The sequence below is a fragment of the Rouxiella aceris genome (assembly GCF_012933545.1).
Classification (GTDB): domain Bacteria; phylum Pseudomonadota; class Gammaproteobacteria; order Enterobacterales; family Enterobacteriaceae; genus Rouxiella; species Rouxiella aceris.
This window is the reverse complement of sequence record NZ_JAADJU010000011.1, coordinates 79,554-94,198: the sequence shown is the minus strand read 5'-3', so window position 1 is coordinate 94,198 and position 14,645 is coordinate 79,554. Positions and strand designations below refer to the sequence as shown.

At 52.2% G+C, this 14,645-nt stretch carries 17 protein-coding genes; 8 read left to right on the top strand and 9 right to left on the bottom strand.

From position 1 onward, the window contains the following. Genes GW590_RS19175 through GW590_RS19165 form a run of 3 tightly spaced genes read right to left on the bottom strand, consistent with a single transcriptional unit; the run spans position 1 to position 2,186 of the window. Entirely contained in the window at positions 1 to 774 is a 774-nt protein-coding gene (locus tag GW590_RS19175; protein ID WP_169404681.1) for an HAD family hydrolase, read from the bottom strand. Then, positions 767 to 1,903 (bottom strand): phosphoribosyltransferase domain-containing protein, encoded by a 1,137-nt coding sequence (locus tag GW590_RS19170; RefSeq protein ID WP_169404680.1) that lies wholly within the window; start codon positions 1,901 to 1,903, stop codon positions 767 to 769. Before GW590_RS19170 ends, GW590_RS19175 begins: the two co-directional genes overlap by 8 nt. Then, complete coding sequence (locus GW590_RS19165; RefSeq protein WP_169404679.1) at positions 1,896 to 2,186, bottom strand: hypothetical protein; 291 nt, start codon at positions 2,184 to 2,186, stop codon at positions 1,896 to 1,898. The genes GW590_RS19170 and GW590_RS19165 overlap by 8 nt, the downstream gene beginning before the upstream one ends. Before the next feature lie 322 nt (positions 2,187 to 2,508). Between GW590_RS19165 and GW590_RS19160 the strand changes: the two genes are divergently transcribed. The 6 genes from GW590_RS19160 to GW590_RS19135 all read left to right on the top strand — a co-directional run bounded on the left by GW590_RS19160 (position 2,509) and on the right by GW590_RS19135 (position 7,101). After that, on the top strand, positions 2,509 to 3,096 hold the full coding sequence (locus tag GW590_RS19160; protein ID WP_169404678.1) for a TerD family protein: 588 nt from the start codon (positions 2,509 to 2,511) through the stop codon (positions 3,094 to 3,096). Further along, complete coding sequence (locus GW590_RS19155; RefSeq protein WP_169404677.1) at positions 3,096 to 4,256, top strand: TerD family protein; 1,161 nt, start codon at positions 3,096 to 3,098, stop codon at positions 4,254 to 4,256. Before GW590_RS19160 ends, GW590_RS19155 begins: the two co-directional genes overlap by 1 nt. A gap of 24 nt (positions 4,257 to 4,280) precedes the next feature. Next, on the top strand, positions 4,281 to 4,736 hold the full coding sequence (locus tag GW590_RS19150; RefSeq protein WP_169404676.1) for a tellurite resistance TerB family protein: 456 nt from the start codon (positions 4,281 to 4,283) through the stop codon (positions 4,734 to 4,736). 28 nt (positions 4,737 to 4,764) lie between these two features. After that, positions 4,765 to 5,808, top strand: coding sequence for a TerC/Alx family metal homeostasis membrane protein (locus GW590_RS19145; RefSeq protein ID WP_169404675.1), 1,044 nt, complete (start codon positions 4,765 to 4,767; stop codon positions 5,806 to 5,808). 53 nt (positions 5,809 to 5,861) lie between these two features. After that, complete coding sequence (locus GW590_RS19140; protein ID WP_169404674.1) at positions 5,862 to 6,440, top strand: TerD family protein; 579 nt, start codon at positions 5,862 to 5,864, stop codon at positions 6,438 to 6,440. Between the two features lie 85 nt (positions 6,441 to 6,525). Beyond that, positions 6,526 to 7,101: a TerD family protein gene (locus GW590_RS19135; protein ID WP_169404673.1), complete on the top strand. Its 576-nt coding sequence runs from the start codon at positions 6,526 to 6,528 to the stop codon at positions 7,099 to 7,101. Between the two features lie 47 nt (positions 7,102 to 7,148). Here GW590_RS19135 and GW590_RS19130 read toward each other — a convergent pair whose 3' ends face one another. Further along, positions 7,149 to 7,820: an HAD family hydrolase gene (locus tag GW590_RS19130; RefSeq protein WP_169404672.1), complete on the bottom strand. Its 672-nt coding sequence runs from the start codon at positions 7,818 to 7,820 to the stop codon at positions 7,149 to 7,151. A 108-nt stretch (positions 7,821 to 7,928) separates the two neighbouring features. Next, entirely contained in the window at positions 7,929 to 8,495 is a 567-nt protein-coding gene (locus GW590_RS19125) for a TetR/AcrR family transcriptional regulator (RefSeq protein ID WP_169404671.1), read from the bottom strand. A gap of 105 nt (positions 8,496 to 8,600) precedes the next feature. Between GW590_RS19125 and GW590_RS19120 the strand changes: the two genes are divergently transcribed. Continuing rightward, entirely contained in the window at positions 8,601 to 9,614 is a 1,014-nt protein-coding gene (locus GW590_RS19120; protein ID WP_169404670.1) for an NADP-dependent oxidoreductase, read from the top strand. A 14-nt stretch (positions 9,615 to 9,628) separates the two neighbouring features. Here the strand turns inward: GW590_RS19120 and GW590_RS19115 are convergent, their stop codons facing one another. Further along, the gene (locus GW590_RS19115) at positions 9,629 to 10,411 is read right to left on the bottom strand and encodes an SDR family oxidoreductase (protein WP_169404669.1); all 783 of its coding nucleotides are present in this window, start codon (positions 10,409 to 10,411) and stop codon (positions 9,629 to 9,631) included. Positions 10,412 to 10,561: 150 nt separating this feature from the next. Here GW590_RS19115 and GW590_RS19110 point away from each other — a divergent pair, with 150 nt between their 5' ends. Beyond that, positions 10,562 to 11,455 carry a LysR family transcriptional regulator gene (locus GW590_RS19110; protein ID WP_169404668.1) on the top strand — a complete coding sequence of 298 codons (894 nt, stop codon included), beginning with the start codon at positions 10,562 to 10,564 and terminating at the stop codon, positions 11,453 to 11,455. A 47-nt stretch (positions 11,456 to 11,502) separates the two neighbouring features. On the opposite strand, the gene GW590_RS19105 is transcribed toward GW590_RS19110, so the two are convergent. From GW590_RS19105 to GW590_RS19095, 3 genes are all read right to left on the bottom strand, one after another. Further along, positions 11,503 to 12,492: an aldo/keto reductase gene (locus GW590_RS19105; RefSeq protein WP_169404667.1), complete on the bottom strand. Its 990-nt coding sequence runs from the start codon at positions 12,490 to 12,492 to the stop codon at positions 11,503 to 11,505. A 39-nt stretch (positions 12,493 to 12,531) separates the two neighbouring features. Continuing rightward, entirely contained in the window at positions 12,532 to 13,383 is an 852-nt protein-coding gene (locus tag GW590_RS19100; RefSeq protein ID WP_169404666.1) for an aldo/keto reductase, read from the bottom strand. 131 nt (positions 13,384 to 13,514) lie between these two features. After that, positions 13,515 to 14,579 (bottom strand): alpha/beta hydrolase, encoded by a 1,065-nt coding sequence (locus tag GW590_RS19095; RefSeq protein ID WP_169404665.1) that lies wholly within the window; start codon positions 14,577 to 14,579, stop codon positions 13,515 to 13,517. Positions 14,580 to 14,645 lie beyond the last annotated feature (66 nt).

Here is a 14,645-nt window from a genome sequence, read left to right as displayed (position 1 = left end):
CTATTTTTCTCCAAACAGATGGCGGTTGATGTGTTGCGAAAACTGGCTCTGCTGCGGCATGCCAAACCAGTCGCACAGCTTCATAAAGCGGTGGTCACTCAGGCTGTCGCCCAGAGCGAGCACCGGGAATACGCCGCGTTCAGCCCGCAGTTTGTTCAGCAGATACTGGCAGGCGAGACCTTTTTCAACCGGATTGGGTAACCAGGCGATATTGTTGCCGTTACGGTGGATATAGAAACCTTCCGTCGCGAAACGGGCTTCAATTTCATCCCCAAGGGTATACAGCTCTGCCTGGCGGGTGCTGTCGGTATGTTTCATTACCAGATACACCGGTGTATCTGCGTATTCGTAGTTGATACGTGCCCAGCCCTGAATACCACGCTCTGCCATTAGCCGAGTAATGTCTTGCTGCAGAGTGAGCAGCGGTTGACGATAGGCCGCCAAATGCTCCAGCATTTGCGCTTGCCACTGTTTATCGGCGGTCCCCTGCGGCGTAAGTATTACCGCGCCGTGGGTCGCAATGGCCCAGGAACTAAAGGGGATGGTTACCCGGCTGATCTCCTCGCTGCCGCGGGCGGTAACCGGAATAAAGTCGGCATGCGCCAGCAGCCAGTCCACCAGCATCGATTGTTTTTCAGTCATAAAGCTGCGGGCATTCATGGTGCGATCCAGAGCCCCTGGACGGAATGGCTCTAGCGCCAGTTCGTCGACCATTTTGCGCCGCGTCTGAAACAGCGTGTCGTCAAGATCGGAGAACACTACCGGCTTATTCATAAACCACTACCTCAACCTCTGGGGCCACCCTTTGCAGGGCGACAAGCAGCGCAGGATCAACACTTGATGCCGGGGTTTCTACACATAGCAGAATGCGGTCAAACTGTTGATGGGCCACATTGTAGATATAGTTGGGGATGCCCAAACCGTAGTTATCGCTGAAGGTAATGGCGGATTGAATGGCATAACCGATGGATATAGGAGAGCGGGTGGTGCAACTGAACTTGACCTCGGCTCCAAGCTGTTCAAGGCGTTCGGCCAGCAGCAGCGGCTCCCAAACAAACTCTGCGGATCCCAGCACCAGGATCTTTTCTGATGGTGATGCGCCGATCTCTTTGCCCAGATCTCGGGCAGCCAATGCCATGCCGAGGCGTCCCCAGCTTTGCTTACCGACGATGGCGATGCTGCCGGTGGCGGTGATGTTGACGTCTGGCATCACCGGTAGTGTGGCATCCTTTCTCGGTTGCCAATGCCAGTCCCCCTGAACCAGCGACACCGTGGTAACCGGCAGCGGGCATTGTTGCTTAATGGCGTTGCCGCTCCAGTCGGTCAGCGTAACGGTGACCACCTGCTCAACCAGTGACAAACCTGCCTCAGTGCGCAAGGCGGTCAACATATTGATAAAGGTATTGCCCGTTGTAGCCTCATCATCAATCAGTACCAGACTACGGGCATTCCGTACCCGGGCACGAAGTACCGGGTCGGCAGGGTGGTACAGCAGATGGTCGGTGGCATGGCTATGGTTTTCTTTAAACTCACACAGCAGTTCGCCGGCAATGGGATGGCGGGTTGACGTCAGATAGACGGCATTGTTAAACAGGCTGAGAGCTTCGTCAAAAACGCCAGCGCCGAGACCGACCGCTGTTTCCGCCATGCCAATAAACAGCACTGGCTGCGGTAAATCTGACGGAAGTTGCTGTGCCAGCTGGCGATAAGCCGATCGCATTACCGAAGGAGCAATCGGGATATGTCGCCCCAGTACCTTGCTGACAAATAAAAACGCCCGCTTGGGGTTACGGCGTTCGGCGATATCAAACAAAGCCTCCAGGGACTGATTGCCGCCGGTTGGGGTCACGGTCAGCGTGCCGCCGGACAGGGTTTGGCGATAGATTGGGGGGCCGTTAATCATCTTTCTGCCCTACCTTCGCTAAACGCCAGGTATTGCTCGCCCGCAGGGTTAGCCGGTTTGGCGGGCTGATAGCGGTAACCGGCATAATAAATTCCCCGCACGGCTTATTCTCCCACTTCTCAGTAAGGTTAATATTAGCCACAGAAAGAATGTTATTTTTAATATGGCGATAAGAGACCATGTCGCTAACCGTTGTTGGTGTATTTTTTAAAAAGTCAGTATTGCCTAAAATAATGACGGCTGGCGTAGAGAGAGTTTCTGTAAACCAAATAGTATGACCCATCGATATTATTTTTCCGAAGTGAGAATATCTGAGAGTGTGTGGTTTGAGTCTAGGTAGGCATTATCTTGATGTCAATCATAATATGATTTGTTTTTTCTGAGTGTCAATTCAGCCTTTTAGATGTGTTTTTTTGCAAATTTATCGTCATTTAACGTAAATTATAAAAATTAATTTAATTAAAAACAATGACTTATATTTTGTTAATAAATTTGAATCAAAATGTGGGTTGTGTGAAAACTTGGTCATGATATGATTTTTTGGCACATGGATTTTTGCTTCATAAAAATTAATGATTCAACCTGCTATAAAGGAATAAATAACAATGGTTTCATTAAGTAAAAATCAAACTATTTCACTCAGTAAAGAAACGTCTTTATTAAATCAACTTCAATTTGGTTTGGGTTGGGATCCTTTAAAAAAGAAAAAAGGATTTTTTAGCGGTCTACTGGGTGGTGGGAGTGATTCTATTGATTTAGACGCAGGATGCGTACTGTTAGATAAAACGGGTAAAACCGTAGATACCATCTGGTTCCGAAAATTGAAATCAAGCTGTGGTGCCGTTGTGCATCAGGGCGATAATTTGACCGGCGAAGGTGAGGGTGACGATGAAGTGATCACCGTCGATCTGACCCGCTTGCCTTCTCAGGTAGAATTCCTGGCGTTCACCGTCAACAGTTTCCGTGGACAGACCTTTAACGAAGTGGATAACGCATTTTGCCGCGTTGTCGACCAGTCAGGTAAAGAACTGGCCCGTTATCAATTGACCGAACAGGGGTCGCACACCGGAATTATTATTGCCTCGTTGTCGCGTAATAACGGTAACTGGGATTTTACCGCCCAGGGTAAAGCTTCTGCCGGGCGAACTATCGATAATATGCACGCTGACATCCTGGCGACGGTGGTGCGCTAATGACTATGACGCCGGGGGGCAATGCCCCCGTCCCGGCACAGGTGCTGACGGTACGTGTGCTCTCTGGTGTTGCCGTTGACGCCTCTTCGTTCCGCCTTTATGCCTCGGGCAAAGTGCAGGGCGATGCCGATATGGTGTTTTATGGACAACCCGCCAATGACGACGGGTCGGTAAAACTGTCGGGTGCTGGCACAGACAGCGCTTTTACCGTGGATATCAATCGTCTTGCTGCCGATGTGCAGAAGTTGGCTTTCACTGCCACCTGCGACGGAAATATGACGCTGGCGGGTTTGAACCGCCTCTCCATTCAGTTGGAGCTTAATGGCAGTGTTCTGCTGTCTGGCAATGTTGATGTCACTGGCCGTCAGGAAGCGGCACTAATTCTCGGTGAGCTTTACCGGCGTAACGCAGAATGGAAATTCCGCTTTATTGCTCAGGGCTTCAATGGCGGACTTAAACCGCTGGCCGAGCATTTTGGCGTGGATATCTCCGACTCATCGGCCGCAAGACAGGCTCCGCCTGCCATACCTGCTGCCGAGCCGACAAAAATCAGTCTAAGCAAAGTTTCCCTGACCAAAGAAAAACCGTCTATCAGTCTGGTTAAGCGCGACAACTTTGGTGAAATCAAAATCAACCTTAACTGGAATCAGAGCAAAGAGGCCCCTGGTGGCATGTTCGGCGGTATGTTCAGCAAAGCGAAGGGCATCGATCTCGACCTGGGGGCCTTTGTTGAGCTGCAGGACGGTAGCAAAGGTGTCGTGCAGGCATTGGGCAATACCTTTGGCCGCTTTAATTCCGAGCCTTTTGTCCAGTTGCAGGGCGATGACCGTACCGGGCAAATCAGCGACGGCGAGTGGTTGCATATCAACGGTGGTGAATGGAAAAACATCCGCCAGGTGCTGATCTACGCCTTTATCTATGAAGGGGTGGCCAGTTGGGATAAGACCGACGGTGTCGTTACCTTGCATATCCCGCAACAGCCGCCGATCGAAACGCGTTTAACGGAAGGATCAAACCGTCACAACATGTGTGCGATTGCCCGTCTGGTGAACGAGAATGGCGCCATCAAAGTTGAGCGTATCAATCAGTTTTTTAATGGTCACAAGGATATGGACAACGCCCTGGGCTGGGGTTTCCGCTGGGCCGCCGGTTCCAAATAATTTTAATACTCTGAGGATGTAACCATGGGTTTCTTCGACAAAATGAAAGACGCGTTCAATACCGGTCGCGATGAGCTGAGTAAACAGGTTGGCCGCTTTAAAAACAAAAAATTTATGCAGGGTACCGTGGCGGTCTGCGCCCGTATTGCCGTCTCCAGCAATGGTGTCAGTTCTGAAGAAAAGCAAAAAATGATCGGCTTTTTACAGGCATCCCCTGAGCTGAAAGTGTTTGAAACCAAAGAAGTGATCGCTTTCTTTAACGAGCTGGTGGCCAGTTTCAGTTTCGACTACGAAATCGGTAAAGGCGAAACCATGAAATATATTCTGGCGCTGAAAGATCAGCCGGAAGCGGCACAGTTGGCGGTGCGGGTAGGTATCGCCGTGGCAAAAAGCGACGGTGATTTCGATCAGGATGAGCAAGCGGCGGTACGAGAAATTGCCCTGGCGCTGGGCTTTACTGCAGCAGAATTTGGTCTTTAATTTCAACACTCTGGCTTAAGGGCTAATTATGGTATCCACAAATATTGGATTCCCCGCAGAAACGGTGATCGTGTTTGTCGCTCTGGCTGTCGGGGCTATTTTTATCGATCTGTTTATGCATCGTCATGACAAGCCGATTTCTTTAAAAAGTGCTGCTCTGTGGACGGTGTTCTGGATCCTGGTGGCGATGGCCTTTGCCGGTTTCCTCTATATCCATCACGGTGCCGAGGTGGCCAGTCTGTTTATCACCGGCTATGCGCTGGAGAAAGTGCTGTCAGTGGATAATCTGTTTGTCATGATGGCCATTTTCTCCTGGTTTGCCGTACCGGATAACTATCGCCACCGCGTACTGTACTGGGGCGTGATTGGTGCCATCGTGTTCCGCGGTATCTTCGTGGCCATCGGTGCCAGCCTGCTGACACTGGGGCCATGGGTGGAGATGGTCTTTGCGCTGATCGTTGGCTGGACGGCGGTCATGATGTTGAAAAGCGGTGACGACGATGATGCTATCGAAGATTACTCTCAGCATATTGCCTACCGTCTGGTGAAGCGTTTCTTCCCAATCTGGCCAAAATTAAAAGGACATGCGTTTCTTTTAAACCAGAAGGAAGTAGACGCCGAGTTGGCAAAACCGGAAAACAAAGACATCAAAGTCGGCCGAGTCGGCAAGGCCGCCCTGTATGCCACCCCGCTGATGCTGTGTCTGGCGGTGGTTGAGCTGTCGGACGTAATGTTTGCCTTTGACTCTGTACCGGCAGTGATCGCCGTCAGTCGGGAACCGCTGATTGTCTACAGTGCCATGATGTTCGCCATCCTGGGCCTGCGTACCATGTACTTTGTTCTGGAAGCGTTGAAGCAGTATCTTGCCCACCTTGAAAAGGCGGTGATCGTATTGCTGTTCTTTATCGCGGTGAAGCTTGGACTTAATGCTACCGATCACCTGTGGCATCACGGCTACAATATTTCGGCCAATGCCAGTCTGTTTGTGGTTCTCGGCGTACTGGCTGTGGGTATCGTGGTCAGCGTGTTGTTCCCCGGAAAAGCGGATGCTGAAAAAGGTCAGGAAGGCTAAGTCCGCAATACAGCTTCACATTAAATATTAACGTTTAAATTGAGGATAAAACGATGGGCGTTTCTCTTTCTAAAGGCGGGAATGTTTCTTTAAGCAAAGAAGCACCAACCATGAAAAATATGCTGGTCGGTCTGGGGTGGGATGCCCGCTCAACCGATGGCCAGGATTTTGACCTTGATGCTTCTGCCTTCTTGCTTAATAGCGCGGGTAAAGTCCGCGGCGATGCCGATTTCATTTTTTATAACAACCTGAAATCAGCCGACGGCTCAGTGTTGCACACCGGTGACAACCGTACCGGCGAAGGCGATGGCGATGATGAAGCCCTGAAAATCAAACTCGACCTGCTGCCAGCGGACGTGGAAAAAATCATCTTTGTCGTCACCATCCATGACGCCACGGCCCGTCGTCAGAGCTTTGGTCAGGTAGCCGGTGCCTTTATTCGGCTGGTGAACTTTGATACTCGCCAGGAAGTGGCGCGCTACGATCTGACCGAAGATGCCTCGACCGAAACGGCAATGCTGTTTGGTGAACTTTATCGTTATAACAGCGAGTGGAAATTCCGTGCCGTTGGCCAGGGCTATGCGGGTGGGCTGAGTTCGGTATGTGCGCAGTACGGCATTAATGCTTCTTGATTCTCGCAACATCAATCTTTATGGACCGAGGCAGGCGGGATCGCCCGTCTGCTTTAACAACCCGTGTTAATGACAGGAGTTTCAAATGGCAGTATCTCTAATTAAAGGCGGCAACGTTTCCTTAACGAAAGAAGCACCTACCATGAATATCGCCATGGCGGGTCTGGGGTGGGATGCTCGCGTGACAGATGGCGCAGACTTTGACCTTGACGCTTCTGTATTTATGCTCGGGGACAACGGCAAAGTGATTTCCGATGCTTCCTTTATTTTCTTCAATAACAAAACCAGTACCTGCGGATCCGTGACCCATATGGGCGATAACCGTACCGGCGAAGGCGAGGGTGATGACGAACAGCTCAAAATTGATTTGGCTAAAATTCCGGCCGAAGTGAAAAAGCTGGTATTTGCGGTCACCATTTATGATGCCGAAGCGCGCAAACAAAACTTTGGTATGGTCAGCAACAGCTTTATGCGCATCGTCAACAATGACAGCGGCAGTGAAATTGCCCGTTTCGATCTGTCTGAAGATGCCTCTACCGAAACGGCGATGGTATTTGGTGAGCTGTACCGCCACAACGCCGAGTGGAAATTCAAGGCAGTAGGTCAGGGCTTTGCCGGTGGCCTGTCAGCCCTGGCCTCGCAGCATGGCGTGAATATCTGATTATTAACTCTGCCTGTCAGCCCCGTTGATCAAACTTCGGGGCTTTTTTATTTCCCCTTAAGCTGCCTGATTTTAGCCAGCGGGGGATTGCGTTTACTCCATGCGCCGTGGAAGTGACGCCAGTAAGCCTCCTGCGCCGCCGCCAGCATTTCATAATCGCCGCGGGTATCACCCCAGGCACGCAAATGGTAAGAGGAAAGCGGGCCGTATTCGGCTTCAAGCCTTTTTACTTTTTGCCCACAACGGCAGTTATGGCCATTAATCCGCCCTGTCAGCATGCCGTCTTTCACTTCCAGGTTGGTGCCGATCAGCCTGATGCCAAGTTTGTCGGCAAAGGGTTTTAACACCATGGCCGGTGACGCTGAGCAGATAGTTACGATCGCGCCAGAGTTGACCTGAGAGGCTACGGCGATCAACCCGGAAGGGCGCATTAAGCGTGTCCAATAGCGATCGCAAAATTCAGCGGCTTTTTTCTCTACCCACTGTGCATCGACATTGGTAAGAAAGGTGTGGATCAGCAGTTCTTTCAGTTCATCGCGAGTGACCTTACGCCCTATACATTTTAGTGTCGGGATAACCAGCCGGATAAGCCGTTGTGCAAAAACACGTTTACCGAAGGCAAAGCGCAGAAAGGGCACGAAGCTGTCACGTTTAGTCAGTGTCCCATCGAAATCAAACACTGACAGGGCATTGCCTGCGTTTACCACATCATTAACCATCGCGTTATCTGCTCCTTCTGTTGTGCCAGTCGCTTATCGGATGCGGGACCGGCATTTTTTCTCGAGTTTATCTCTCTATTGTAACCGCATTTGGCCGGATGATTTTGATCATTCAGCACAAGCCTGGGTGGGTTTGACCAGGATGGCGCTGGCAATGAGGTCAAAGAGCCGATCAACCTGTAATGCCAGCGAGGGCTGATCGTTAAGCCATGCCAGTGCGCTGACCAGGGCAAACAGTTCGGCACCATTGATATCGGCGCGCGCCATTCCCTGGCGTTGTGCACGGGCAAGCAGCCGCGTGCCCGATGCCCGCATGGTGACGCATGAGACATGCAGGGCAGAATCGGGATCTTCGATAGAGGCGACCATCGAAGCAATAACTCCGCGGTGGCTGTGGGCAACGGCAACGATTTCCCGTAGCCAGCGCACCAGCGCATCGCCAGCGGGATCCAGAGTTTCCAGTTCCTCTGCCCTGGCCGTTAGTGCATCAAAGCTGGCGCGTAGTAATGCTTCAAGAATGGCCTCACGAGTGGGAAAGTGTCGATAAAGCGTGCCCAGCCCAACGCCGGCCTGACGGGCAACGTCACGCATTGACGCATCGGCACCTTGCTTGGTAAACAGCTCGCGGGCGACGGCAAGCAGCTGGTCATGATTTTTTCTGGCGTCAGCTCTCATAGGCTCAATTTGCTAAAGGGATAAAATTGACATGCGGAACACTGCTCCGTATATTCGGAGCGGTGTTCCGTTAACTATATCCGATCTTTATCGGAGGAGAAAGCCATGACCATTAGCATAATGAAGGCTGTGCGGCTGCATGAGTTCGGTGGCCCGGAAGTCTTGCGCTACGAAGATGCACCGGTTCCCGCGCTTAAGCCGGGAGAAGTGCTGGTGCGCGTGTATGCAGCAGGGATTAATCCTCCTGACTGGTATCTGCGCGAAGGCTATAAAATGCTGCCGCCAGAGTGGCGACCGCCCGTTGTCATGCCGGTTATTCCTGGTTCGGACATATCGGGCGTGGTGGCAGCCATTGCCGCCGATGTCACCACTTTTTCCGTTGGCGACGAGGTGTTTGGCATGGTTCGCTTTCCCAGTTTTGGTGAAAGCGCCGCCTATGCCGAGTATGTAGCGGCACCGGCAACAGATCTGGCGCGCAAGCCGGCAGGGCTCGATCATCAGCATGCTGCAGCGGCACCGATGGCTTTGCTTACCGCCTGGCAGTTCCTGATTGAACTCGGTCACGATCAAGCCAATCCCTTTCAGGCGCAGCCGCATCGTCTGCTGCCGCTAAATGGCAAGCGGGTGTTGATCAACGGTGCCGCAGGCGGCGTAGGGCACTTTGCGCTGCAACTGGCAAAATGGCGTGGCGCACAGGTTATTGCTGTGGCATCGGCTGGACATGAGTCATTCCTGCGTCAGCTCGGTGCCGACGAATTTATCGATTATGCTCGGCAGGCACCCGAAGAGGTTGTGCAGGATATCGATCTGGTTCTCGATACCCTTGGTGGTGCCACCACCGGTCGCTTTTTGCGTACGCTCAAGCGCGGTGGTGCCTTGTTTCCGGTCTACCCTTTAGGCTTTTCAGGCGCAGAAGAGGCGGCGAAACAGGGGCTGATTGTGTCGGCGACCCAGGTGCGTTCCAGCGGCACTCAGTTGGCAAAATTGGCTGATTTGCTGAATGCCGGTACTCTGCGGGTAGCCATCGACAGCACCTTTTCGCTGGCTGATGCCCGCAAGGCACATCAGCGAGCGGCGGCTGGCCATATTCAGGGCAAAATAGTGTTATTGATGCGCTGACCCCCGTCCTGAACTTACTGCCGCGCGCTGGCGGTATACCGTTTTAAATCGCCAATAACCGACTCGGGTTCCTGGGCGAGGGGCATATTATCCAGATCCCTGACACCATCAATTTCTGTGCGGTTATCGGCGGCCAGTGCCGAAAATAGCGGCGAAAGGTGCTGCTGTTCTGTTCCTCGTTCGGCTACCAGCTCAAAGGTTTTGTTCTCGGCGGCCGGGTTGCCGAGCGCGGCAACCAGAATACGGGCAAGCTGTTTTCGCGAGATAACGCCATCCTCCGGCGAGCCGCTATGGCGACGATCGCCCTGGAGGAAGACCAGACGCTGCTCGTCATGACTGTTGTAATCAAACCAGCCTGGCCTGACGATGGTATAAGGGTGGCCGCTGGCTCTTACCAGCCGTTCGGCGCGTCGTTTCCAGTCATGTACTTCGGTACGCTGATTCCAGGCACTGAGTCGCTCGGTAACACCAATGGTTGTCATCAGCGCAATGCGCACTCGCGATCCTTGCAGCGCCTGCACAATATTGCGCACCCCGCCATAGTCTACCGCCCTGGCACCAATGCGTCCCTGACCGTCGGAGCCCAGGGTAAAAATAACCGCGTCGATATCTTTGACGGCATCTTTTAATGTCTCGGGTAAAGAAATATCACCATAGAAAATCTCGCTATCTGGTGGCAACAACTTTACCTTTTGGCGGTTTCTGACCAGTGCCCGTGGTTGATGTCCCATCGCAATTACCGTTTTTACTACCTGGCGACCAATGCTTCCCGTTGCTCCGGCAATAAGTATTTTCATCGCTGACCTTTGTGGTTAAATTGCAGAAATTTGCTATGAAAAAGCATATCAATTGTCTGTATTATCAGTAACCGGGCTAGAATGATTGCGTCTATGAACCTATCTCATTAGTGCAGTCTGTTGTGATCGTATGGATTAAGGAAATCCGCAATGCTTAAAGAAAATTTCAATGAACTGCAGATTTTCCTGGTGGTGGCCAAGGAGCGAAGTTTTACCAAGGCAGCGGGTAAGCTCGGCGTTTCGCAGTCAGCATTAAGTCACGCCATGAAGGCGCTGGAAGAACGTTTAAATATTCGACTTCTTACCCGCACGACCCGCAGCGTGGCACCTACCGAAGCCGGGGAACGGATCATCGCCTGTCTTGAACCTCGCCTTGCCGACCTTGAGCAGGAACTGCAAACTCTGATTCAGTTAAATGGCATTGCCTCAGGGAATATCCGCCTTTCGGCTGGCGAGCATGCGGTACGCACCCTGTTGTGGCCAAAGCTCAAACCCTTCCTTCAGCAATATCCGGAAATCAACGTTGAGCTGGTGGTTGATAATGGCTTTATTGATATTGTTGACGGCCGTTTTGATGCCGGGGTGCGACTTGGGGAGAGTGTCGATAAAGACATGATTGCTGTGAAGATCGGCGCTGATATGCGTATGGCGGTAGTGGGCGCGCCCGCTTATTTTGCTGCCCATGGCATCCCGCAAACGCCCCATGAACTGCAACATCATCGCTGCATCAATATGCGTCTACCTACCGCTGGCGGCTTATATCACTGGGAGTTTGAGAAAGAGGGCAAGCCGCTGCGCGTCAGGGTGGAAGGGCAATTAATATTTAATTTGTTGTCAGAAAGACTGGACGCGGCACTGTCCGGGTTTGGTATCGCCTGCGTACCGGAGAATATGGTGGCAGAGGCGGTGAAATCTGGCGAGCTGGTGCAAATCCTTGCCGAATGGTGTCCGAGTTTTCCGGGGTATTACCTCTACTATCCCAGCAGAAAACAGCATCCTCCGGCGTTTGCGCTGATGATTGATGCCCTGCGTTATACCGAATAATAACAGGCTGACGGTATCACTAATGATACTGCCAGCCTGCGATAATATTAGCGGCCGACCCGTGACTGTAACGACGCCGGGTAACGATCGCCAACAATTTTCACTGTTTCCAGAGCCTGGGTGATCTTATGCAAATCATCCCCGGTCAGCGTGATATCCGCGGCACCGAGATTTTCTTGCAGACGATGCAGTTTGGTGGTCCCCGGGATCGGCACAATCCAGGGTTTTTGTGCCAGCAACCAGGCCAGCGCGATCTGGGCCGATGTCACGGCTTTCTCTGCGGCGAGATCGGCCAGCAAGGTTACCAGCTGTTCATTGGCTTGCAGCGCTTCGGCGGCGAAACGCGGCACTTTGCTGCGGAAATCATCCTGGCCAAATGTCGCCCCGGTTTTAATTGATCCGGTTAAAAAGCCTTTGCCAAGCGGACTAAATGGCACAAAGCCAATGCCCAGCTCTTCCAACACCGGTAATATCTCCTGCTCGGGTTCACGCCACCACATGGAGTATTCACTTTGCAGCGCGGTGACCGGTTGTACGGCATGCGCCCGGCGAATGGTCTGTGCTCCCGCTTCAGAGAGACCAAAGTGTTTGACCTTGCCTTCGGCAATCAGCTGTTTTACCGTGCCGGCAACGTCTTCAATGGGCACTTCAGGATCTACCCGGTGCTGGTAAAGCAGGTCGATAACGTCGGTTTTAAGACGACGCAGTGAACCTTCCACCGCTTCGCGAATATGTTGCGGACGGCTATTTAAAATCTGCTGTTTGTTATCGTCGCCAAAGGTAAAGCCAAATTTGGTGGCAATCACCACCCGATCGCGAAAGGGTTTTAACGCTTCCCCTACCACTTCTTCATTGAGATAGGGACCATACACTTCGGCGGTATCAAAAAATGTCACGCCTTGCTCAACGGCGGCGCGGATCAATTCTACCGCCTGGCGGGTATCCGTTGCCGGGCCATAGCCGTGGCTGAGCCCCATGCAGCCGAGACCCAAGGCCGAGACTTCCAGTCCTGACTTACCAAGATAACGTTTTTGCATTGCCTGGTTCCTCGTGATTAGCTTGATTATTTTGACGGATTAAACATCGAGTTTGCGGCCAGTCAGCCATTCAACCATCGCCGGATCGCGGTGAGAGAAGAAGGCGCTGGTAGCGGTATCCATTGCCGTGATTTGCGTCATTTCGTCGTCGCTGAGGGTAAAGTCGAGAATATTGATATTTTCCACCATGCGAGCTTTACGCACCGATTTTGCCAGCGAGACAATGCCGCGTTGAAAAATCCAGCGCAACACTACCTGACCCACGCTTTTGCCATGTTTTTCGCCAATAGCGCTGAGGAGCGGATTCTGGAACAGGCCATTTCTGCCTTCGGCAAAGGGTGCCCAGGCTTCTGGCAGAATGCCGCGACTTTTCATCCACGGCACCGCATGTAATTGCTGGTTAAAGGGGTTAACCTCTATCTGATTGACTGCCGGCGTAATGTTGTTAAAGGCAATAAGGTCGGCCAGACGGTCCGGCTGGAAATTACTGACGCCAATGGCGCGGATCTTGCCAGCCTGGTGTAATTCTTCCATGGCCCGCCATGCACCGTGAACATCGCCATAAGGCTGGTGGATCAGATAGAGGTCGACATAGTCCAGTTGCAGGCGATTGAGTGAGCGTTCAAACTGCGCTTTGGCACCGGCATAACTGGTGTCCTGCAACCATAATTTCGTGGTAACAAACAGATCTTCTCGCGCTGCGCCGCTGTTCCTCAGGGCATTGCCGACCTGGGTTTCATTCTGATACGAGGCGGCGGTATCAATAAGGCGATAGCCTGTTTCAATGGCATCAATCACCGCCTGCTCGCATTCAGCGGCATTGGTCATCTGAAAAACGCCGAAACCCAGCAGGGGCATTTCAACGCCGTTATTCAATTTTACGGTTTGCATGTCATTATCCTTTTGCTTTGTGTCTGGAAAGCTTAGCGCACAGTGGCAGGTCTGATTAGAGGCGACAGATCGCTAGGCTTTATTAGCGGAGTTCATTAATCAACGAATGAACCCCGCATAGAGGCGTGCGCTTATTGCAGATGTTTTTGTTGCAGAAATTGACTGACCAGGTCGGCTATCTGGACATTGTTCAGATCGGAGAAGGCAAAATGAGTATTGCCATTAATGCCTATTTCCGGCAAGTGAATCACCCTGACATCACCACCGTGTTTGTTGACTACATCTCGCCACTGACGCGCCATAGCCAGTCGGACTCGCCAACTGTCCTGGGCCGGCAGAGTGACAGGTTGCTGCGGTATGTTATCGCCGTAAAAAATCAGGATCGGGATTTTGGTTAACGCCATAAACTGCGCCAGTGACACCGGCTCACCCTTGAGGGTATCGAAGGCGCTAGGCATCGGGGCGGGCATTTCATTTTCCGGGAAGACAAAGCCACTACCAGGCTCAAAGGCCACAATGGCTTTTACCTTGCTGTTTTTTATTGCGGTATACCAACCTGGACCGCCTCCCTGGGAGTGGGTGAACAGAATTGCCGGACCGGTTTTATCCACCACCGCCGACATTGCGTCGGCAATGACATGGCTGTCAAAAGGCCCGGTATTTGGCGTCATTTGACGGAAATACTGGTTCAGCGCCTCTTTATCATGAGAGAACTGCACGCCTTTAAAAAAGTCCGGCCAGACGCCGAGGCGGAACTGATTGAACCACAGTTGTTCATCGGCTTGCGGAGTTAGCGTACTTGCTACCATGCTGCGACCGGCGTCACCTCGACGGGGTTGATCGACCAGATAAGTAGAAAAACCACGACGCAGAAAAATATTCTGGAATCCTTCCCGTCCGTCTGGAGTACTTTCCCAGGTTCGTGAAAATTGCCCGGCACCGTGCAGCATTACGATCGGGTATTTATGGGCATGGACAGGAATTTGATAAAAAACGGCCGCATGATCGCCATGATAGGTCTGGCCGGCAGGATCCAGCGGTTTGTGGGCATCAAAGGTCCCCGGGGTTGTTGCCATTGTTCCCCCGGCGGCAAAGCTGCCCTGGGCCTGAATAATCAGCGGTTCGCCGGCAATGGACTGCGCAACAGCACCGCCCGCCATTATGCAGAAGGCTGCTATTTTTAATATTGTTTGCAAAGCTCTGTCCTCGCTATCAGAAGATGGCCTATCTTACCTGAGTGGTTGCAGATGATTATGTTGCGG

Bases quoted from the DNA above. Each gene is read 5' to 3' on its own strand.
- GW590_RS19175 (WP_169404681.1), bottom strand. From the start codon at position 774: ATGAATAAGCCGGTAGTGTTCTCCGATCTTGACGACACGCTGTTTCAG.
- GW590_RS19170 (WP_169404680.1), bottom strand. From the start codon at position 1,903: ATGATTAACGGCCCCCCAATCTATCGCCAAACCCTGTCCGGCGGCACG.
- GW590_RS19165 (WP_169404679.1), bottom strand. From the start codon at position 2,186: ATGGGTCATACTATTTGGTTTACAGAAACTCTCTCTACGCCAGCCGTC.
- GW590_RS19160 (WP_169404678.1), top strand. From the start codon at position 2,509: ATGGTTTCATTAAGTAAAAATCAAACTATTTCACTCAGTAAAGAAACG.
- GW590_RS19155 (WP_169404677.1), top strand. From the start codon at position 3,096: ATGACTATGACGCCGGGGGGCAATGCCCCCGTCCCGGCACAGGTGCTG.
- GW590_RS19150 (WP_169404676.1), top strand. From the start codon at position 4,281: ATGGGTTTCTTCGACAAAATGAAAGACGCGTTCAATACCGGTCGCGAT.
- GW590_RS19145 (WP_169404675.1), top strand. From the start codon at position 4,765: ATGGTATCCACAAATATTGGATTCCCCGCAGAAACGGTGATCGTGTTT.
- GW590_RS19140 (WP_169404674.1), top strand. From the start codon at position 5,862: ATGGGCGTTTCTCTTTCTAAAGGCGGGAATGTTTCTTTAAGCAAAGAA.
- GW590_RS19135 (WP_169404673.1), top strand. From the start codon at position 6,526: ATGGCAGTATCTCTAATTAAAGGCGGCAACGTTTCCTTAACGAAAGAA.
- GW590_RS19130 (WP_169404672.1), bottom strand. From the start codon at position 7,820: ATGGTTAATGATGTGGTAAACGCAGGCAATGCCCTGTCAGTGTTTGAT.
- GW590_RS19125 (WP_169404671.1), bottom strand. From the start codon at position 8,495: ATGAGAGCTGACGCCAGAAAAAATCATGACCAGCTGCTTGCCGTCGCC.
- GW590_RS19120 (WP_169404670.1), top strand. From the start codon at position 8,601: ATGACCATTAGCATAATGAAGGCTGTGCGGCTGCATGAGTTCGGTGGC.
- GW590_RS19115 (WP_169404669.1), bottom strand. From the start codon at position 10,411: ATGAAAATACTTATTGCCGGAGCAACGGGAAGCATTGGTCGCCAGGTA.
- GW590_RS19110 (WP_169404668.1), top strand. From the start codon at position 10,562: ATGCTTAAAGAAAATTTCAATGAACTGCAGATTTTCCTGGTGGTGGCC.
- GW590_RS19105 (WP_169404667.1), bottom strand. From the start codon at position 12,492: ATGCAAAAACGTTATCTTGGTAAGTCAGGACTGGAAGTCTCGGCCTTG.
- GW590_RS19100 (WP_169404666.1), bottom strand. From the start codon at position 13,383: ATGCAAACCGTAAAATTGAATAACGGCGTTGAAATGCCCCTGCTGGGT.